17 protein-coding genes are annotated in these 19,288 nt (G+C 38.5%); all 17 read left to right on the forward strand.

Annotation, left to right across the window (positions count from 1 at the left end; all coding sequences use genetic code 11):
* The first annotated feature begins 265 nt into the window (after positions 1 to 265).
* Positions 266 to 652 (forward strand): YlqD family protein, encoded by a 387-nt coding sequence (locus AC625_RS07615; RefSeq protein WP_049680756.1) that lies wholly within the window; start codon positions 266 to 268, stop codon positions 650 to 652.
* A gap of 10 nt (positions 653 to 662) precedes the next feature.
* The gene (rimM, locus tag AC625_RS07620; protein WP_049680757.1) at positions 663 to 1,178 is read left to right on the forward strand and encodes a ribosome maturation factor RimM; all 516 of its coding nucleotides are present in this window, start codon (positions 663 to 665) and stop codon (positions 1,176 to 1,178) included.
* Positions 1,178 to 1,912, forward strand: coding sequence for a tRNA (guanosine(37)-N1)-methyltransferase TrmD (gene trmD / locus AC625_RS07625; RefSeq protein ID WP_049683626.1), 735 nt, complete (start codon positions 1,178 to 1,180; stop codon positions 1,910 to 1,912). The genes rimM and trmD overlap by 1 nt, the downstream gene beginning before the upstream one ends.
* A 129-nt stretch (positions 1,913 to 2,041) precedes the next feature.
* The gene (rplS, locus tag AC625_RS07630) at positions 2,042 to 2,389 is read left to right on the forward strand and encodes a 50S ribosomal protein L19 (RefSeq protein ID WP_049680758.1); all 348 of its coding nucleotides are present in this window, start codon (positions 2,042 to 2,044) and stop codon (positions 2,387 to 2,389) included.
* A gap of 326 nt (positions 2,390 to 2,715) precedes the next feature.
* A complete protein-coding gene (gene lepB / locus AC625_RS07635; protein WP_049680759.1) occupies positions 2,716 to 3,270 on the forward strand; it encodes a signal peptidase I in 555 nt (184 codons plus the stop codon).
* A gap of 18 nt (positions 3,271 to 3,288) precedes the next feature.
* On the forward strand, positions 3,289 to 4,158 hold the full coding sequence (gene ylqF, locus AC625_RS07640) for a ribosome biogenesis GTPase YlqF (RefSeq protein WP_049680760.1): 870 nt from the start codon (positions 3,289 to 3,291) through the stop codon (positions 4,156 to 4,158).
* Between the two features lie 297 nt (positions 4,159 to 4,455).
* Positions 4,456 to 5,226, forward strand: coding sequence for a ribonuclease HII (locus tag AC625_RS07645; protein ID WP_049680761.1), 771 nt, complete (start codon positions 4,456 to 4,458; stop codon positions 5,224 to 5,226).
* A gap of 225 nt (positions 5,227 to 5,451) precedes the next feature.
* Positions 5,452 to 7,296 (forward strand): hypothetical protein, encoded by a 1,845-nt coding sequence (locus tag AC625_RS07650; protein ID WP_049680762.1) that lies wholly within the window; start codon positions 5,452 to 5,454, stop codon positions 7,294 to 7,296.
* Positions 7,293 to 7,592: an EscU/YscU/HrcU family type III secretion system export apparatus switch protein gene (locus AC625_RS07655; RefSeq protein WP_049680763.1), complete on the forward strand. Its 300-nt coding sequence runs from the start codon at positions 7,293 to 7,295 to the stop codon at positions 7,590 to 7,592. The genes AC625_RS07650 and AC625_RS07655 overlap by 4 nt, the downstream gene beginning before the upstream one ends.
* Before the next feature lie 178 nt (positions 7,593 to 7,770).
* Positions 7,771 to 8,688 carry an N-acetylmuramic acid 6-phosphate etherase gene (gene murQ / locus AC625_RS07660; RefSeq protein WP_049680764.1) on the forward strand — a complete coding sequence of 306 codons (918 nt, stop codon included), beginning with the start codon at positions 7,771 to 7,773 and terminating at the stop codon, positions 8,686 to 8,688.
* Positions 8,689 to 8,820: 132 nt separating this feature from the next.
* Positions 8,821 to 10,185 carry a PTS transporter subunit EIIC gene (locus AC625_RS07665; RefSeq protein ID WP_049680765.1) on the forward strand — a complete coding sequence of 455 codons (1,365 nt, stop codon included), beginning with the start codon at positions 8,821 to 8,823 and terminating at the stop codon, positions 10,183 to 10,185.
* Positions 10,186 to 10,351: 166 nt separating this feature from the next.
* Positions 10,352 to 11,428: a DUF871 domain-containing protein gene (locus AC625_RS07670; RefSeq protein WP_049680766.1), complete on the forward strand. Its 1,077-nt coding sequence runs from the start codon at positions 10,352 to 10,354 to the stop codon at positions 11,426 to 11,428.
* Positions 11,429 to 11,741: 313 nt separating this feature from the next.
* A complete protein-coding gene (sucC, locus tag AC625_RS07675; RefSeq protein WP_049680767.1) occupies positions 11,742 to 12,902 on the forward strand; it encodes an ADP-forming succinate--CoA ligase subunit beta in 1,161 nt (386 codons plus the stop codon).
* Positions 12,903 to 12,921: 19 nt separating this feature from the next.
* A complete protein-coding gene (gene sucD / locus AC625_RS07680; RefSeq protein WP_049680768.1) occupies positions 12,922 to 13,824 on the forward strand; it encodes a succinate--CoA ligase subunit alpha in 903 nt (300 codons plus the stop codon).
* A gap of 241 nt (positions 13,825 to 14,065) precedes the next feature.
* Positions 14,066 to 14,878: a DNA-processing protein DprA gene (dprA, locus tag AC625_RS07685; protein WP_049683627.1), complete on the forward strand. Its 813-nt coding sequence runs from the start codon at positions 14,066 to 14,068 to the stop codon at positions 14,876 to 14,878.
* A 458-nt stretch (positions 14,879 to 15,336) separates the two neighbouring features.
* Positions 15,337 to 17,412, forward strand: a complete 2,076-nt coding sequence (gene topA, locus AC625_RS07690) for a type I DNA topoisomerase (RefSeq protein WP_049680769.1) — start codon at positions 15,337 to 15,339, stop codon at positions 17,410 to 17,412.
* 552 nt (positions 17,413 to 17,964) lie between these two features.
* Complete coding sequence (gene trmFO, locus AC625_RS07695) at positions 17,965 to 19,272, forward strand: FADH(2)-oxidizing methylenetetrahydrofolate--tRNA-(uracil(54)-C(5))-methyltransferase TrmFO (protein WP_049680770.1); 1,308 nt, start codon at positions 17,965 to 17,967, stop codon at positions 19,270 to 19,272.
* The last annotated feature ends 16 nt before the right edge of the window (positions 19,273 to 19,288 follow it).

Genomic DNA, 19,288 nt, shown 5'->3' on the forward strand with positions numbered 1-19,288 from the left:
GTTTAATCTTACATATAGAACAAAAACGCAAGTGCTAAAAAGACTTAGACATATCACATTATAAGTGCTTGGTCAAAAAGGAGGATAAAAAGAGCCGAGAAGTTCGAGGAACTATAGTCTCGAGAACCGGAGCGTATATAGTAATACGTGAGGATCGAAGAGACAGAGCTTTGATGCAATTCGACAGTTCTTTTTACCGGCCTTTTTGAGCAACCTCTATAAGAGTTTAGCATGAAAGAAATACAAACATGTAGGAGGCGCTGGAATGAATATTATAAAATCAGTCATGGTTAATCAAGTATTAACAGAGACCAGCAAGAATCAACTCCTTGAAAAGTACAAATCAAAACGTCTTCAACTTCAAAAAGAATCGGAACAACTGCGCTTTGAATTGAAGAAGTTAGAGAAGACGAGAAATTTCCAACCAGCGAGCCTTCGAACCCACTTCGAAAAAGAAGTCAATCAACGGCAAGATAAAATTAAGCTAATAGAATTTCAAATTGAACAATTGGAAATATTACCAATTGGTAGCGAATTAAAAGAACGTGAAATCCAAGGTATTGTGAGTGTAGAAATAGGCGACAACTGGGATGAAATCATACACACAAAAACGATTGTGATAAAGGATGGAGTTGTCTCTGAAATCCGTTAGAGGTGATAGTATGGAAAAATGGTTTAATGTAGGGAAAATTGTAAATACACATGGAATCAAAGGAGAAGTCCGGGTCATATCCAAAACGGACTTTGCAGAGGAGCGTTACAAGCTAAAAAACGTTTTACATCTGTTCAAAGGCAATGATAAACCGATTGTGCTTACGATTGAAAGCCATCGTAAACATAAGAATTTTGATTTATTGACCTTTGAAGGATATTACAATGTGAACATGGCGGAGTCTTTAAGAGACGGGATATTAAAAGTTCCAGAAACACAGCTTGGTCAGCTAGACGAAAATGAATTTTATTTTCATGAAATTATTGGGTCTGTAATTTTTACTGATGCAGGTGAAGAAATTGGCCAAATTCATGAAATTCTTACGCCTGGCGCTAATGATGTTTGGGTTGTGAAAGGTAAAAAAGGTAAGGACGTCTTAATCCCTTATATCAAACAAATTGTAAAAGAAGTGGATATAGCTAATAAAAAGATCATCATTACTCCTATGGAAGGACTGCTTGATTGATGAAAATTGATGTCCTTTCTTTGTTTCCAGAAATGTTCGAAGGTGTTTTTGGTTCTTCGATACTGAAAAAAGCTAGTGAGAAAGACGCCGTAACCTTTCAAGTGACAAACTTTCGTGATTATGCCGACAATAAGCATTCGACGGTTGACGATTATCCATATGGCGGTGGTGCTGGCATGGTTTTGAAGCCGCAGCCAATCTTTGATGCGGTTGACGCTTTAAGCGCTCATTCTGAGACCAAACCAAAAGTCATTCTTCTATGCCCACAAGGAGAACGCTATCATCAAAGGAAGGCAGAAGAATTGGCGAAAGAAGATCATCTCATTTTCATTTGTGGGCATTACGAAGGATACGACGAACGAATTAGAGAACATGTCGTAACGGATGAAATTTCAATTGGCGACTATGTACTAACTGGCGGTGAGTTGGGAGCTATGGTCGTTATTGACAGTGTTGTTAGGCTATTGCCAGGTGTGCTTGGAAATGAAGATTCACAAGTCCATGATTCTTTTTCCACGGGCTTGCTAGAGCATCCGCATTATACAAGACCCTCAGATTTTAGAGGTATGAAAGTACCGGATGAGCTTATTTCCGGAAATCACAAGAAAATTGATGAGTGGCGAACAAAGGAAACACTGCGAAGAACGTGGAATCGCCGTCCTGATTTGTTAGAAAATTACTCATTAAATGATATAGAGAAAAAATTATTAGCAGAAATTCAAAAAGAAAAATGACGACTCTTGTAATTTTTTCTTTATTATGATATGATATTCATCGTGACTTGAGCAATAATGTTCAGTCTTATAACGATGTTCCGCTGCAACGCTAATGTTGGCAAGAGCATCCGGGAGGAGTAGATAAACATGCAACAACTTATTCAAGAAATTACTAAAGAACAACTTCGCACGGATCTTCCAGCGTTCCGCCCTGGTGATACTGTACGTGTACACGTAAAAATCGTTGAGGGAACTCGCGAACGTATCCAATTATTTGAAGGTGTTGTAATTAAGCGCCGCGGTGGCGGAATCAGCGAAACTTTCACAGTACGTAAAATTTCGTACGGTGTTGGTGTTGAGCGTGCATTTCCTTTACACTCACCAAAAGTTGCTAAATTAGAAGTAGTTCGTTTCGGTAAAGTCCGTCGTGCTAAACTTTACTACCTACGCGAGCTTCGTGGTAAAAAAGCACGTATTAAAGAGATGCGCCGCTAATCAGCATAATCTCATTGATTTTGCGTGTTAACAGGATTGAACTAAACAGAAAATGTATATAAGGTAAGACTGTCGTCGGTGGGGATTAGACCCACTGATGGTCAGTTGAACCATTTGGGCTTTTACGGACAGTTTATCCTCACCTTGCTTCTTTAAGCTTGGGGAGGGGGAAACGACCGTTAATGCGGGTTAAATTAGGAGCTTGTTTATCAGGCTCCTTTTTTGTACCCGAAGTGAGAAAGACCTCATATAAGATACCTAATCGTGTTCCTTATCCCCTTTATTCCAGTAAAATGTGAGAGAGCTTCACTACAAGGAGGATTATTGTGGCAAAGAAAAAGAATGAGATTTTGGAATGGGTAAAGGCGATTGTGATTGCCGTTCTTGTTGTGGTAGTCATTCGTTATTTCCTATTTGCACCGATTGTTGTAGATGGATATTCCATGGCCCCTACTCTGGATACACAAGATCGAATGATTGTCGATAAATTCAATTACAAAATAAGTGATCCAGATCGCTTTGATATTATTGTTTTCCATGCTCCGGAAGGAAAAGACTACATAAAGCGGATAATCGGTCTTCCGGGAGATAAAGTAGAATATAACGATGATACCTTATATGTTAATGGCAAAGCTTATCCTGAGCCGTATTTAGATGAATATAAGAAACAGCTGACAGATGGCGGTCCATTAACAGAATCATTTACCTTAATGGATATTACCAATAGTGACACAGTACCTAAGGGGCATCTCTTTGTTATGGGTGATAATAGACGCGCAAGTAAAGATAGCCGGTATATTGGATATGTATCATTTGATAAGATGGTAGGCAAAACAAAATTAGTATATTGGCCAATTAACAGATTTAGATTGGTTGAATAGTTAGGAAGGTGAACTCCATTGACGATACAGTGGTTCCCGGGCCATATGGCCAAAGCGAGAAGAGAAGTAACGGAAAAACTAAAGCTAGTTGATATTATTTATGAATTGGTAGATGCAAGAATTCCTCTATCATCGCGAAATCCAATGATAGATGAGATTATTCAGCACAAGCCAAGAGTTATTTTATTAAATAAAGCTGATATGGCAGACCCCGTCAGAACGAAGGAATGGCTCGCATATTATCAGTCACAAGGAAAAAAGGCCATTGCCATTAATTCTCAAGAAGGACAAGGTCTTGGGCAAATTACCGCGGCATCAAAAGAGCTGCTGAAAGATAAATTTGACCGTATGAAAGCAAAAGGAATCAAACCAAGAGCGATTCGTGCCATGATAGTCGGTATTCCAAATGCCGGTAAGTCGACGCTTATTAATCGATTAGCGAAGAAAAACATTGCCAAAACTGGTAATACACCAGGTGTAACAAAGGCACAGCAATGGATTAAGGTTGGTAAAGAGCTTGAGTTATTAGATACACCAGGTATATTATGGCCAAAATTTGAGGATCAAGAAGTCGGCATGAAACTTGCATTGACAGGAGCCATTAAAGACACCTTATTAAATCTACATGAAATATCTCTATACGGTATCCGTTTTTTGGAAAAAGAATATCCTGCACGTTTAAAGGAACGTTATAACCTTGAAATGATTCCAAGCGAAACAGTGGAGGTATTTGATGTAATTGGAAAATTTAGAGGATGCTTAGCTGGTGGGGGATTGGTCGATTACGATAAGACAGCAGAGCTAGTTGTTCGCGAAATTCGTTCTCAAAAAATGGGTCCATTAACCTTTGAAAAGCCAAGTGATATGGCTGAACAAACTGAAGAATGAATAAGGAGCAGGAGTGCATGTAAACAGTCAAACTGTTTGACGCAAATTCCTGCTTTTTTTGTATGGAGGACATGGGGACAGGTCTTCGCGACGTACTAATATAGCCAATCTACTTAGCGGGTATACTGATTTCATCAAGAAATATCCAAAATTTCGGCTCCGCACCGCCACCATTGCGATTAGGTGGTGTAGCGTGCTTATATGTGGTAAATGGTGGTGTTTTAACGCCATACAAGTTTTGTATTACAGATTATGAAAAGTATGAAGATGCCGATAAATAATACAAAGGTGATAAAAATGACGAAGAATATGAAAATCAAGGACATTGCCGAAAGACTATCTACAATTAAAGAACCTAGTGATCCTTTTCTTGATCAATGTAAAATGGATGATCGAAAAGGTGTGAGTGATCTTTTACTAAAATGGAACAATCATTATCAAAAAGAGCTCCATTTACAAAAGGCATTTAAACAAATGTGTACAAATGAAACTGAACTTAGAAAACAAGGTTTCTCAATTGTTGCTGGGATTGATGAAGTAGGTAGAGGGCCGCTCGCAGGACCTGTTGTCGCTTGTGCTGTGATCCTACCGGAGGACTTTTACTGTCTAGGTCTTACTGATTCAAAGCAGTTATCCGAAACAAAGCGAAATCATTTTTTTGATATCATCCGCGATCAAGCGATGGCAATTGGTACAGGTATTATAGATAACGAAGAAATTGATAAAATAAATATTTATGAAGCAACAAAGAAAGCGATGCTAATGGCGGTAAGGAATCTAAGTATATTGCCAGACTATTTACTAATTGATGCAATGAAACTTGAAACTCCTGTTCCACAGCTGTCGATAATAAAAGGCGATAGTAAAAGTATCTCAATTGCGGCAGCATCAATCATAGCAAAAGTGACGCGAGATCAAATGATGAAAGAGTATGCAGTTCAGTACCCACACTATGCATTTGAGAAGAATATGGGATATGGAACGAAAGCGCATTTAGAAGGATTAGAACAATTTGGGATCACTCCATGGCATAGGAGGAGTTTTTCACCTGTAAAAGAAATGTCTTAGAGAGGATTTTAAAGAGTTCGGTAAAATAGCTTGAGAATTATGTCATCGCGCATGTCCTGTGCGCAACGTAGAAGCCAGCACAACCTGTGCAAGTCCAGTCACAAATGTTACTGCATACGCGTAAGGTTCCGGAGATGCGTTACTTGAACTTCTCGGCTCTTCTTTATCCTCCTTTTTGAACACGTACTTAGAGAAATAAAACGAATGGTTTTAGGATGTGGCATAATGCAACCGACTCAATTACTAACGCACACAAGGCCGGTGGATGGGCTTCAAGGGAAAATGAAATTCCACAGTGGCCAAATTTTGCTTGGGAAAATGACAAAGCTGTTTCCGAATAATATGGCATCGGTACAAATCGGTTCACAAATGGTTATGGCGGCTTTGGATGTACCTTTGAAGGCTGGAGAAAGATATTGGCTTCAAGTGCAACCAGATGACGGACAAGTCCGTTTAAAGCTTCTTGAAGCTATTGCTTCAAGTGAGATGGGAAGTAGTAAGGCTGCAGAACAAGTACTAACACATCTATCTCTTGGCAAGAGCAAAGAAGCAACCTTCATTGCAGACTATTTTTTGAAAAATGAATTGCCGATTACAAAAGAGATTATGGAGGAGTCACTTCGTTTTTTTAAGGATTCTAGTATAACAGGTCAAGGACTTACCATCATTAAAACGATGCTGGTTCAAGAGCTTCCGTTTGTAAAAGATGTATTTATGGCCCTACAATCTGTGGAAAACGGAAAACCATTTCATATCATTCTGTCAACTCTTCTTCAGAATCTATTAAAAAGTGAAAAACACACGCCTACTTCGGCGCAAACAAAAGCACTACTAGAAACTCTTGTACTTCCGAAACAAGAGTTGATGGAAAAAATAGGTATGCAAAAAGTCCTTTCGCTATGGTTAAAAGCTGAAACTCCTGTTCATGTCCGTGAGGGAGCCTATACACTCCTGCAAAGTGCCGGGTTAATTCCTCATCATGTATCTGAATCAGAGTTACTGTCTGCTTTTCTAGACAAAATCATGCCTTCGGGAAGAAGCAATGCAACAGCTGTCGTAAGGGAGGGTTTATCGTATCTTTCCAGTCAAGGACTCATTCAGCCTACTGAAACAAACGATATATTAGGTGAATTAAATCGTTTATTACGTAATGCTGGAGAAAGACAAAACCTACATATCACGTCACTTGCAAAAACGCTCTTGTCGGCTGTTCATGCAAATTTTGAAGCGAAGGCTTTTATCAGTGCTGACCAAGGACAAAATCCAGTGATAAAGCTATTAAACAATAATCCAGATACAGTTCAAGTGGCAAGCAGTAAGATCGGTGAACTTTTACTAAAAGTTGCTACATCTGACCAAATTGTAACTGATACAATGGAACCCCAAGCTGTTGCATTAAAATCTGTTTTACAAAACGATTTTAAAGTAGTCGATTTTTCGAATGCTGGATCATTATCTTCTTCATTCAAAAAGATCATATCTCAAATGGGATTTGGATTTGAATCCGTCTTAGCTACAGAAAAGCAAGTATCCGATAATCAATTGGAAACGCTAAAACCATTATTAATGAAATTGATGCAGGAGGATCTGTCAATGACCGTTAAAAATTCGGCGGAGCAGGCTATTCAACGAATTACAGCCCAGCAAATTCTGGCTCAGGAAAATGGTCCGCTTCAACAGCTGTTCATGCAAATTCCATTAACAATGGGGACACATCAAACTGATTTAACGATGCAGTGGACGGGAAGAAGAAAAAAAGATGGTACGATAGACCCGGCATATTGCCGAATTCTCTTTTATTTAGAACTTGAATCTCTTAAAGAAACAATCATTGATATGGGCGTTCAAAATCGTGTTGTGAACGTGTCGATTATCCATGAACATCCTGATCGGCTTGAAATGCTTGTGACGCCATTTATTGAAGTGCTAAAGAAAAATTTAGAGGCAATGGACTATAAGTTATCGAGTATTGTTTTTGAAAATGAGACTGAAAAGACACAGCTAAAGAAAAAGTCACAAGTTGCCATTAATATGAACGATACTTATAGTGGATTGGATTTACGAATATGAGTGATAAACGAAAAGCAGCGATTGCTCTGCGATACGATGCAAAAAAAGAATCAGTCCCGAAAGTACTTGCAAAAGGCAAAGGAAAAGTTGCAGAAAACATTCTTGAAGCGGCCAAAGAACATAATATCCCGATTCAGGAAGATCCATCATTAGCAGAGCTACTTGGTAAACTGGACATAAATAAAAAAATACCAGAAGAGTTATACAAAGCGGTTGCAGAAGTATTTGCTTTTGTATATAAAGCGGATAAAGAAGCGAATAAACACAAAAATGATAATTTAGGATATAAAAAGTAAGGGTCGGACTTCACACTTCATACACAATAAGCTGTGTATTGTAGTTGTGGAGTCTGACTCTTTTATTTTGGTGAATATGTAAAAAATGATTGGAATAAATTTTCATATAAAACTATATTCCAATCAATTTTTTTAAAAGTACCTGCTTATTACACGAATATAGAGGAGGAGAAATTGGATGAATTTAAACAATATTTTAACTGAAAAAAGAAACCCTAATACGATGAATATCGATGAACTTTCCAGTATTGATGTCATAAAAATGATTAATCAGGAAGATAAAAAAGTTCCTGCAGCAGTTGAGTCTATTCTTCCTGAAATCGCCGATATGGTTGATAAAATTGTGAATTCTTTTCAAAATGGTGGAAGGCTAATTTATGTTGGAGCAGGAACGAGTGGAAGATTGGGTGTTCTTGATGCTTCAGAATGTCCCCCAACGTATGGAACCGATCCAAGTCTTGTAGTTGGCCTTATTGCCGGTGGTTTGAAGGCGCTTCAATTGGCGGTAGAGGGAGCTGAAGATGACCAAGAACAAGCTATAGAAGATATTAAAAACTTACATGTTTCAGAGAAGGATTGTGTGATTGGAATTGCTGCCAGCGGTCGAACACCTTACACAATTTCAGCGATGAAACAAGCGAGAGAACTAGGGGCAACTGTAGGTGCTGTTATTTGCAGTCCCCACTCAGAAATGGAAAGTGCAGCTGACATATCAATGTTTGTAGAAGCAGGACCTGAGGTAATTACTGGTTCGACCCGAATGAAGGCAGGGACAGCTCAGAAGCTAGTGTTAAATATGCTTACAACAGCCAGCATGATTAAAATAGGTAAAGTGTATAGCAATTTAATGGTTGATGTGCAACCAACCAATGAAAAACTTTATGTACGGGCAAAGGCTATTGTCGTAGAAGCAACAGGTGCAACTATAACAGATGCAGAGGATGCTTTACAGAAATATGGTTCTGTTAAAACTGCTATTCTATCAATTGTAACAGGGGTAGAGGGAAACAACGTACAAGAAACATTGAATAAACATCATGGGAAACTAAAAGCAGCAATCGAGGAATTAATGAAAGAAAATACTAACGGAAATTAAAATCGGCTAGAACATGTTTTTCGTATCAGCATCATAGAATGAACCAACTCCTGAAAATCTGGAAATGGAGTTGGTTCGATTAAAATTATTTCATGGAAATTAGTCATCTAATAAAGAGGGTGGGGGAAAGAAATGAGAAAGGAAGAACGCTTAGCAAAAGAGATAAGTGAAAAAGTCGGAGGAGCTTCGAATATTAGTCAAGTTGCTCATTGTATGACTAGACTACGTTTGCAGTTGAAAGATGCTGGCAAAGCAAACATTGTCGAAATTAAAGCGGTAGAAGGGGTAATGGGAGTTATTGAGGATGAAACCTTACAGATTGTCATCGGACCAGGGTTGGTAAATAAAGTGGCTTTAGAAATAAGCGCGCTTACAGATCTTGCTGTAGGTGAAGTGGATGAAGAAAAATTTGATGATTTAGCAACGATAAAGCACAATGAAATCCGCTCGAAAAACAATACAGCTTTTAAAAATTTGCTAAGAAAAATCGGTAATATTTTTATCCCACTAATCCCTGCTTTAGTTGCTTCAGGTATTATAAATGGAGCAGCCAACTTTGCCAAGAACGCAGGTGTTGATCCTACAGCAACTTGGATGCAGCTATTATTATTTATGGGTGGAGGTATTTTTGCCTACTTAGGAGTACTTGTCGGTTGGAATACGGCAAAAGAATTCGGTGGAACACCAGCACTTGGAGCCGTGGCTGGAATCTTCGTTTTTAACCCTGCTCTTGCTACTGTAGAATTGTTTGGAGAAGCGCTTCAACCAGGGCGTGGAGGATTATTTGCTGTCATCTTTGCAGCTTGGCTGATGGCCATTACTGAAAAACGTGTTCGAAAATTCATTCCAAATGCCGTTGATATTATTTTTACCCCTTTAATTACGGTCTTATTTGTTGGTTTTTTAACGTTATTGCTAATTCAGCCAATTGGCGGCTATTTTACAGCAGGAATCACAAATGGAATTAATGCGATTATTGAGTATGGTGGAGTATTTGCAGGTTTTATACTAGCAGGTACATTTTTACCGCTTGTAATGGTCGGTCTACACCACGGCTTAACCCCGATCCATATGGAATTAATCTCGAGTACTGGTGTCACAATTCTGCTTCCAATTTTAGCGATGGCTGGAGCTGGTCAAGTTGGTGCTGCTATTGCTATTTTTGTCAAAACGAAAAATAAGAAATTGAAAAATGTTATCAAAGGTGGTTTGCCTGTTGGATTCTTAGGAATTGGCGAACCCCTACTTTACGGGGTTACATTACCACTTGGGCGGCCATTTTTAACTGCTTGTCTTGGCGGTGCAATGGGCGGTGCTTTCCAGGCATTTGCAAAAACGGCTTCGACTGGGATTGGAGTATCAGGTTTATCCCTTATTCCACTAATCGATGGAAAATATGTGATGTATTTTCTCGGGCTTTTGATTGCGTATGCTTTTGGTTTTATTTTCACCTACCTCTTCGGTTTTAAAGAAGAAATGGCTGATAATATTAAGTGATGGAAAGAGGGCGTTCCGAAAGGGTCTGACCAAGCAATCTATACACAGTTCATAGCGGTACTTACGATTAATTTGAACTGCATATTGTGGTTGCGGGTTGATCTTTTCTTTATGGGGTACCCTCTTTTAAGTTTGAATTTAAATGACTTGTGTTGGAGGAATGATGATGTTAGGATGTTCGGTTTATCTTGGACACATTAATGATGAAGAACAGGAAGCGTATCTAAAAGAAATGTCACAGGCTGGATGTCAGTTCATTTTCACTTCACTCCATATACCTGAAGACGATTCGACTCACTTTAAGGAATTGCTAAAAACTTTAGGTAGACAGGCGCTATCATACAATATGGACTTGATGGCCGACATTTCACCTATTACCTTTCAGCTTTTAGGATTCACATCGGAAACCATCGGAGAAATAAAGGGGTGGGGAGTAAATGGGTTAAGGATTGATTATGGAATGGAGCCGAAAACCATTGCTAAGCTTTCACATACAATGAAGATTGCTTTGAATGCGAGTACAATTAATCTTAATTTTTTTCAAGCTCTTTTAAAAGAAAATATCAATCTGAATCAAACAGAGGCTTGGCATAATTATTATCCTCGAATAGAAACAGGCCTTGATAAGGAAGACTTCATTAAACAAAACACGATACTTAAGAAATTAGGATTTAAGGTAATGGCATTTGCTCCAGGAGATGAGTTGCTCAGAGGGCCACTTAACGATAGATTGCCTACACTCGAAAAACACCGTAATGCATCTCCCTTTCAATCTTATCTTGAGTTAATTCATACATGCGGTGTTGATAAAGTGGCAATCGGGGATATTTCGCTAAAAAAAGATACCATTTTTCAATTTAAAAAAGTAATAAACGGTTCAATTCCGCTAAGAAGTATCCTTTATTCACAGCATCCACCAACACAATCCATCATCGCCCTAGACCATCGTAATCGAATGGATGCTGCGCGGGATGTCATCCGATCAGAAACATCAAGAATCTATACTGCGAACCAGAATTATATTATCCACCCTGAGAATACGACTGAAAGAGTAGTGGGTAGCATAACGATCGATAATGAACGATATGGTCGTTATCAAGGGGAACTGCAGATTGTGAAAAGGGATTTGCCGATTGATGGAAAAGTAAATGTAGTAGGAAGAGTTATTGATGGAGACATAAGTCTATTGAAGTATATAAAATCAGGTCAAAGTTTCACAATTATAGATCATTTATTGGACTAGCTACTTATCGGAATAAAAAGAATTGTAGAAAAGTTTTAGTAGGTTTAAGTAGACAAGTAAATTTACATTATATACAATGAAAACGCAGGCTATTTCATCCCGTTTGAAAACGCTATATTTAATATTGTTAGCTTCTCTGTAAATAGAAGAGATGTTAGGACCATTTCGATAAGACGGATTAAAATGATTGTTTGTTTAATTCCGGCTTTTTAACATGTTTAACATGTACATAATTCGATTTGGGTGTAAAATGGGATATGTATTTTGCGTTTTATCATTTGAATAGTTTTATAGTTGACAAGGAGGATGGGAAATGAATATCCATGAGTATCAAGGTAAAGAGGTCCTCAAACAATACGGGGTATCTGTTCCGAATGGCCGTGTAGCATACACAGTTGAGGAAGCAGTTGAGGCTGCAAAAGAACTAGGAACAGATGTTGTTGTTGTAAAAGCTCAAATTCATGCAGGCGGCCGCGGTAAAGCGGGCGGTGTTAAAGTTGCAAAAAATCTTGATGAAGCGCGTACATATGCAGAAGAAATTCTTGGGAAAACACTTATCACTCACCAAACTGGTCCTGAAGGGAAAGAAGTGAAGCGGCTGTTAATTGAAGAAGGCTGCGACATTAAGAAAGAATACTATGTGGGTCTTGTTTTGGACCGTGATACATCGCGTGTCGTTCTAATGGCTTCAGAAGAGGGCGGAACGGAAATCGAAGAAGTGGCAGAAAAAACACCTGAAAAAATCTTCAAGGAAGTAATTGATCCAGTTGTTGGTTTATCCGCTTTCCAAGCTAGAAGAATTGCTTTTAACATTAATATCCCTAAGGAATTAATCAACAAATCTGTAAAGTTCATGTTAGGTCTTTATACTGCATTTGTAGAAAAAGACTGTTCAATTGCAGAAATTAATCCACTTGTTATAACAGGTGACGGAAATGTAATGGCATTGGACGCTAAATTAAACTTTGATGATAACGCTTTATTCCGTCACAAAGATATTTTAGAATACCGTGATCTTGACGAAGAAGATCCAAAAGAAATTGAAGCATCGAAATATGACTTAAGCTACATTTCTTTAACTGGAAATATCGGTTGCATGGTTAACGGTGCTGGCCTTGCGATGTCCACGATGGATATCATCAAACATTACAGTGGAGACCCGGCAAACTTCCTTGATGTTGGCGGCGGTGCGACTGCAGAAAAAGTTACAGAAGCATTCAAAATTATTTTATCTGACAAAAATGTAAAAGGTATTTTTGTAAACATTTTTGGGGGAATTATGAAGTGTGATGTAATTGCTGAAGGTGTGGTTGAAGCAGCTAAACAATTAGGACTTGATGTTCCAGTTGTTGTTCGTCTTGAAGGGACAAACGTTGAATTAGGTAAACAGATTTTGAAAGATTCCGGTTTGAATTTAACACCTGCTGAATCGATGGCAGACGGTGCACAAAAAATCGTATCACTTGTAGGATAATAGGCAGGGGGGACAAAAAATGGGCGTATTTATTAATAAAGATACTAAAGTCATTGTTCAAGGTATCACTGGTTCAACGGCTTTATTTCACACAAAACAAATGTTAGAATATGGAACGAAGATTGTCGGTGGAGTGACTCCAGGAAAAGGTGGAACCGAAGTTGAAGGAGTACCAGTTTTTAACACAGTACTTGAAGCTGTTAACGCAACTGGCGCCACTGCATCAGTGATTTATGTACCAGCTCCATTTGCAGCAGATGCGATTCTTGAAGCAACAGATGCAGAATTAGATCTTGCAATCTGTATCACAGAACATATCCCAGTTATGGATATGGTGAAAGTGAAGCGTTATATGGAGGGCAAGAAAACTCGCTTAATCGGACCAAACTGTCCTGGTGTTATTACGGCTGATGAATGTAAAATAGGTATTATGCCTGGATACATCCATACAAAAGGTCATGTTGGTGTCGTTTCTCGTTCAGGAACGTTAACATATGAAGCCGTTCATCAATTGACACAAGCTGGAATTGGACAAACTTCAGCGGTAGGAATTGGCGGAGATCCAGTAAACGGAACAAACTTCATCGATGTACTTAAAGAATTCAATGAAGATCCTGAAACATACGCAGTCATCATGATTGGTGAAATTGGTGGAACCGCTGAAGAAGAAGCTGCGAAATGGGTAGCCGCTAATATGACGAAACCGGTTGTTGGCTTCATCGGTGGACGCACAGCTCCTCCAGGAAAAAGAATGGGACATGCTGGTGCAATCATCTCTGGCGGAAAAGGAACAGCAGATGAAAAAATCCGCGTTATGAATGAATGTGGAATTAAAGTCGCGGAAACTCCATCTGTAATGGGTGAAACACTAATTACAGTTCTGAAAGAAAAAGGCATCTACGAACAATGTAAGACAAAATAAATTATCATAAATGAGGCTGTCTCAAAAAACGGTTCAGAACTCGCAACTACGAAAAATACAGTGCGTATGTAACTTGTAATACTGTGTGTTGCTCTGAGGCCTTCCTCTTTTGAGACAGCTGCTTATTTCGTCAACCACCATTGTTCCCCCTCGTTAAAAACCGCTATAGGAGTGATCTACATTGAATTTTACCGATAAAATCATTCATTTACATCATTGTCGTGGTGTGGGATGGCAGACCATGAAGAAGATTCTATTAGCAGACCCTTCTCTAACGACACTGTATACACAATCTTATACCCACTGGAAAAATATCCTTCCAATCTCAGCTACTAAACTACAAACCTTTTATTATGACCTTCATCATTTAAATATTCAAGAACTCATTCACCAATATAAAAATAATGATATTGAAATTGTAACGATAGTGGATGATGACTATCCAAATCTCTTAAAACAAATCCATGATCCGCCTTGGGTTCTTTATTTAAGAGGTGATAGAAGGTTGTTAACCTTTGAGTATAGTTTAGGGGTAGTAGGGGCGAGGAAACCGTCTGAGTACGGTGTAACAGCCCTAAGAAGGGTATTACCACCCCTTGTTAAGAAGAATTATGTCATTATCAGTGGCGTAGCGACAGGAATCGATGCTGCTGCACATCGTATAGCAATCGATTGCCAAGGGAAGACAATAGGTATTCTCGGAGGTGGCCACTATCATATGTATCCTGTTAGTAATATTCCCTTGGCCACAAATATAATCAAATACGGATTGCTCATTTCAGAAACTCCGCCATCAAGACGCCCCGAACCATGGATGTTTCCAGTAAGAAACCGGATTATTAGTGGATTATCCAAAGGGGTTTTTGTTGTTGAAGCAAGGGCAAGAAGTGGTTCTTTGATAACAGCGAAGCTTGCATTGGAGCAAGGGCGTGAGGTTTTTGCGATACCAGGAAACATTACGAGCGAATTATCAGCCGGGTCGAATTTCTTGATTCAAGAAGGAGCTAAGATGGTACTTTCCGCAGCAGACATTGACGTAGAGATCGTATATTAAGTTATTTACACCTATTTTCTTCTATTGAATATACGTTTTCTAGGTGCTCAATCTTAGCGTGAAAATGAATGATTTGAATGGAGGAGGGCAATCCTTTCGAGGTGTCCTCTTGTTTATTTTATAAAACCTATTTCTTATAAATAGATATCTGATTATAATAAAAAAACATGCATAATCATATTATTATGATGAATATACAAATAGTGTAATATTTACCGAGAATATTTGTGAATTAAGTAAATTTTTTCCCTTTTTGAAAAAAAAAATTTATAGAAAAAGGTTGATAATTTAGTAATACTAGTATAAATTTTGCAACAGGCTCCTATATTCAGTATCTTTTTTTGAAACCGATTTCTAATGCGTGAGATGAAATAAAAAATGAAAGAAGATTGACAAATGATTTTTTTATGATTAATAATAGTGAAGATTTATATTACCTCTTGAGGAGGATTTATTGAATGTCAGAATACTTGGTAATAGTGGAATCACCAGCAAAAGCGAAAACAATAGAACGTTATTTAGGAAAGAAATATAAAGTAAGAGCTTCTATGGGACATGTTCGTGATTTGCCGAAGAGTCAAATGGGCGTAGATGTTGAACATGAGTATAACCCGAAATATATCACAATCCGTGGAAAAGGTCCTGTACTAAAGGAACTGAAAACAGCTGCAAAAAAAGCGAAGAAAATCTATCTCGCAGCTGACCCCGACAGAGAAGGGGAAGCGATTGCATGGCACTTAGCTCACAGTCTTGGTGTAGATATTGCATCAGATTGTCGAGTAGTGTTTAATGAAATTACAAAAGAAGCAATTAAAGAATCGTTTAAAACACCACGTCCAATCAATATGGATTTAGTGGATGCTCAGCAAGCACGAAGAATACTTGATCGATTGGTTGGATATAACATTAGTCCTTTATTATGGAAGAAAGTCAAAAAAGGTCTAAGCGCTGGACGTGTTCAGTCCGTTGCGGTTCGAATGATTATTGACCGGGAAAAAGAAATCAAGCGCTTTGAGCCAGAAGAATATTGGACCATTAAATCCGATTTTCTTAAAGGGAATGACCAATTTGAAGGATCGTTTTTCAGTAAAGCAGGAAAACGTGTTGAACTTAAGTCAGAAAATGATGTTAAACAAATATTGGGTGCCATCACCGGAAGTGAATTCAAAATCAATAAGGTGACAAAAAAGGAAAGAAAACGTAATCCTGCAGCCCCATTTACAACATCTTCCTTACAACAAGAAGCTGCAAGAAAGCTGAATTTCCGTGCAAGAAAAACAATGATGCTAGCTCAGCAGCTGTATGAAGGGATCGAACTAGGAAAAGAAGGAACGATTGGATTAATCACTTATATGAGAACAGATTCCACTCGTATTTCAGACAGTGCTAAAGAAGAAGTTCGTAGTTTTATCGGAAATGCATATGGTCAGGAATATATTCTAAAGGAAGAACGTAAGGATAAAAAGCAAACGAATTCCCAAGATGCTCATGAAGCCATCAGGCCAACTAGTTCGCTTAGAGATCCTAGTTCCGTTAAAGAATATTTATCGAGAGACCAGTTTCGCTTATATAAATTAATTTGGGAGCGCTTAGTCTCTAGTCAGATGGCATCTGCGGTTATGGATACGATGACAATTGATTTAATCAATGCTGATATTATTTTTAGGGCAAATGGCTCCAAAATAAAGTTTCCTGGATTCATGAAAGTGTATGTAGAAGGTACTGATGATTCAGTGGAAGAAAAAGAAAATATGCTTCCTGAAGTGGAGGAAGGCGATACGTTTTTTTCAAAAGATATCGAACCAAAGCAGCATTTCACTCAGCCACCGCCAAGATATACGGAGGCAAGACTTGTAAAAACGCTTGAAGAATTAGGAATAGGCCGACCTTCCACATATGCACCAACTCTTGATACCATTCAAAAAAGAGGGTATGTAACGCTCGATAATAAACGTTTTATACCGACAGAGCTAGGGGAAATAGTTCTAGAATTAATTATGGAATTCTTCCCGGATGTGCTTGACTTGGCGTTCACCGCTAAAATGGAACGTGAATTCGATAATGTTGAGGCAGGAAATATGGAATGGGTCCAAGTAATTGACGAATTTTATAAGGAATTCGAAGTCCATCTAATAAAAGCGGAAGCAGAGATGGAAAAAGTAGAAATCAAGGATGAACCCGCAGGAGAAGACTGTGAAGAATGCGGAAATCCAATGGTATTCAAAATGGGCCGCTATGGGAAATTTATGGCTTGTAGTAATTTTCCGGATTGCCGCAATACAAAACCGATTGTGAAAGAAATTGGTGTTAAATGTCCGAAGTGTCATGAAGGGAATATTATTGAAAGAAAAAGTAAAAAACGTCGCCTATTCTATGGGTGTGATCGCTATCCAGAGTGTGACTTTATCTCTTGGGACAAACCACTGCCAAGACCATGTCCGAAATGTGAAGGAACTTTAGTAGAGAAAAAGTTGAAAAAAGGTGTACAAGTACAGTGTGTAAACTGTGACTATAAAGAAACACCACAGAATTAGTTCTAAAGGTGAGTGTACAGCTCACCTTTTTAATTTTCTTCAAAAGAAAGTTTTATTCCGTGTTAACGGGCAGCCAAACATGAAGGAGGCTTCATCCAAAATGGCTATTTTCATGGGAGTAAGACGCCCAGCTCAAGGCTAAGAGGAATTGAAGAAACCTAGGTATTAGTGACGCTAGAATGGGACTAACAATCAGTGGGGAATGAAAAAAATACGGATTGAAGTTTCACTTTATATTGGCATAGAGTGACTATCTTGTATAATTACCCATTTTTTAAAAATAATTGGTTTCGGTTAACGAAGTTATGTCTCCTTTTATTGACAAAAAAGTAAGCGAATGAGGTATTTTTAAGTGAATAGTTGGTGATAATGCTTGAAACTTTCATCTTTCTTGTATGTAAGGTAAAATGCAGTGGACAAGGAGTTTCTGTAGGTTATATAATTTACTATTGCTGATATTAACAGAATCATTTTCACATCGTGAGTGTGTAGGAAAGTTAAGCATGATTTACATATACTTAATATTCATATTTATATGCGGAGGTACGTAAAATGAAAGAGACAGTTGTTAATGTAATCGGGGCTGGACTAGCTGGCAGTGAAGCGGTCTGGCAACTTGCCAATCGTGGAGTTAAAGTGAATCTATACGAAATGCGGCCTGTTAAGCAAACACCTGCCCACCATACAGATAAATTTGCCGAACTTGTTTGTAGCAACTCTTTGCGTGCAAATGGTTTGACAAATGCAGTTGGAGTTTTGAAAGAAGAAATGCGGCAGCTGAATTCCGTCATCATGCTAGCTGCAGATGCATGTGCGGTACCGGCAGGAGGAGCTTTGGCGGTTGACCGACATGAATTTGCTGACAAAGTGACAGAGATGGTGAGAAATCATCCCAATGTCACGGTACTGAATGAAGAAATGACAGAAATACCTGAAGGTCCGACCATCATTGCAACAGGGCCCTTAACAAGCCAAGCACTTTCAGCAAAGCTGCAGGAAATTATGGATGAAGAATATTTGTACTTTTACGATGCAGCTGCGCCGATCATTGAAAGAGACAGCATTAATATGGATAAGGTATATCTGAAATCTCGATATGATAAGGGAGAAGCAGCATACCTGAATTGTCCAATGACTGAAGAAGAATTCAACCGTTTTTATGATGCGCTTATTGCTGCAGAGACCGTTCCACTTAAGGAATTTGAGAAGGAAATATTCTTCGAAGGTTGTATGCCGATTGAAGTTATGGCGTCTAGAGGGAAAAAAACGATGTTATTTGGACCGCTTAAGCCTGTTGGTCTTGAAGACCCGAAAACAGGAAAAAGGCCATATGCCGTTATCCAATTACGTCAAGATGACGCAGCCGGAACTCTTTACAATCTTGTTGGTTTTCAGACACATTTAAAATGGGGACCTCAAAAGGAAGTACTTCAATTAATTCCGGGTCTTGAAAATGTGGAAATTGTACGTTACGGTGTTATGCATCGAAATACGTTCATTAATTCACCTAAAGTATTAAAACCGACCTATCAATTTAAGAATCGTGAAGATTTATTTTTTGCTGGTCAAATGACAGGTGTTGAAGGCTATGTAGAGTCAGCAGCCTCAGGACTAGTTGCAGGTATTAATGCCGCGAAAATTGCATTAGGTCAGGAACCAGCTACATTCCCAGCTGAAACGGCAATTGGTAGCATGGCGCGATATATAACTGCCACCAACGCAAAAACATTCCAGCCAATGAATGCAAACTTTGGGATTTTTCCAGAGCTTGACGAGAAAATCAGAGGGAAAAAAGAACGAAATGAGAAGCATGCATCTAGAGCATTAGAAACAATTCAGAAATTTGTGAAGAATTTGTAAATTTGTTTGCCTCCAA

The sequence above is a fragment of the Peribacillus loiseleuriae genome, assembly GCF_001183985.1.
Taxonomy (GTDB): domain Bacteria; phylum Bacillota; class Bacilli; order Bacillales; family DSM-1321; genus Peribacillus; species Peribacillus loiseleuriae.

What these genes read in the sequence shown, in the direction of transcription:
- AC625_RS07670 (WP_049680766.1), top strand. Translation starts at nt 10,352, where the DNA reads ATGTTAGGATGTTCGGTTTATCTTGGACACATTAATGATGAAGAACAG.
- topA (WP_049680769.1), top strand. Translation starts at nt 15,337, where the DNA reads ATGTCAGAATACTTGGTAATAGTGGAATCACCAGCAAAAGCGAAAACA.
- murQ (WP_049680764.1), top strand. Translation starts at nt 7,771, where the DNA reads ATGAATTTAAACAATATTTTAACTGAAAAAAGAAACCCTAATACGATG.
- dprA (WP_049683627.1), top strand. Translation starts at nt 14,066, where the DNA reads ATGAAGAAGATTCTATTAGCAGACCCTTCTCTAACGACACTGTATACA.
- rplS (WP_049680758.1), top strand. Translation starts at nt 2,042, where the DNA reads ATGCAACAACTTATTCAAGAAATTACTAAAGAACAACTTCGCACGGAT.
- trmD (WP_049683626.1), top strand. Translation starts at nt 1,178, where the DNA reads ATGAAAATTGATGTCCTTTCTTTGTTTCCAGAAATGTTCGAAGGTGTT.
- AC625_RS07655 (WP_049680763.1), top strand. Translation starts at nt 7,293, where the DNA reads ATGAGTGATAAACGAAAAGCAGCGATTGCTCTGCGATACGATGCAAAA.
- AC625_RS07665 (WP_049680765.1), top strand. Translation starts at nt 8,821, where the DNA reads ATGAGAAAGGAAGAACGCTTAGCAAAAGAGATAAGTGAAAAAGTCGGA.
- sucC (WP_049680767.1), top strand. Translation starts at nt 11,742, where the DNA reads ATGAATATCCATGAGTATCAAGGTAAAGAGGTCCTCAAACAATACGGG.
- sucD (WP_049680768.1), top strand. Translation starts at nt 12,922, where the DNA reads ATGGGCGTATTTATTAATAAAGATACTAAAGTCATTGTTCAAGGTATC.
- AC625_RS07645 (WP_049680761.1), top strand. Translation starts at nt 4,456, where the DNA reads ATGACGAAGAATATGAAAATCAAGGACATTGCCGAAAGACTATCTACA.
- AC625_RS07650 (WP_049680762.1), top strand. Translation starts at nt 5,452, where the DNA reads ATGCAACCGACTCAATTACTAACGCACACAAGGCCGGTGGATGGGCTT.
- AC625_RS07615 (WP_049680756.1), top strand. Translation starts at nt 266, where the DNA reads ATGAATATTATAAAATCAGTCATGGTTAATCAAGTATTAACAGAGACC.
- trmFO (WP_049680770.1), top strand. Translation starts at nt 17,965, where the DNA reads ATGAAAGAGACAGTTGTTAATGTAATCGGGGCTGGACTAGCTGGCAGT.
- rimM (WP_049680757.1), top strand. Translation starts at nt 663, where the DNA reads ATGGAAAAATGGTTTAATGTAGGGAAAATTGTAAATACACATGGAATC.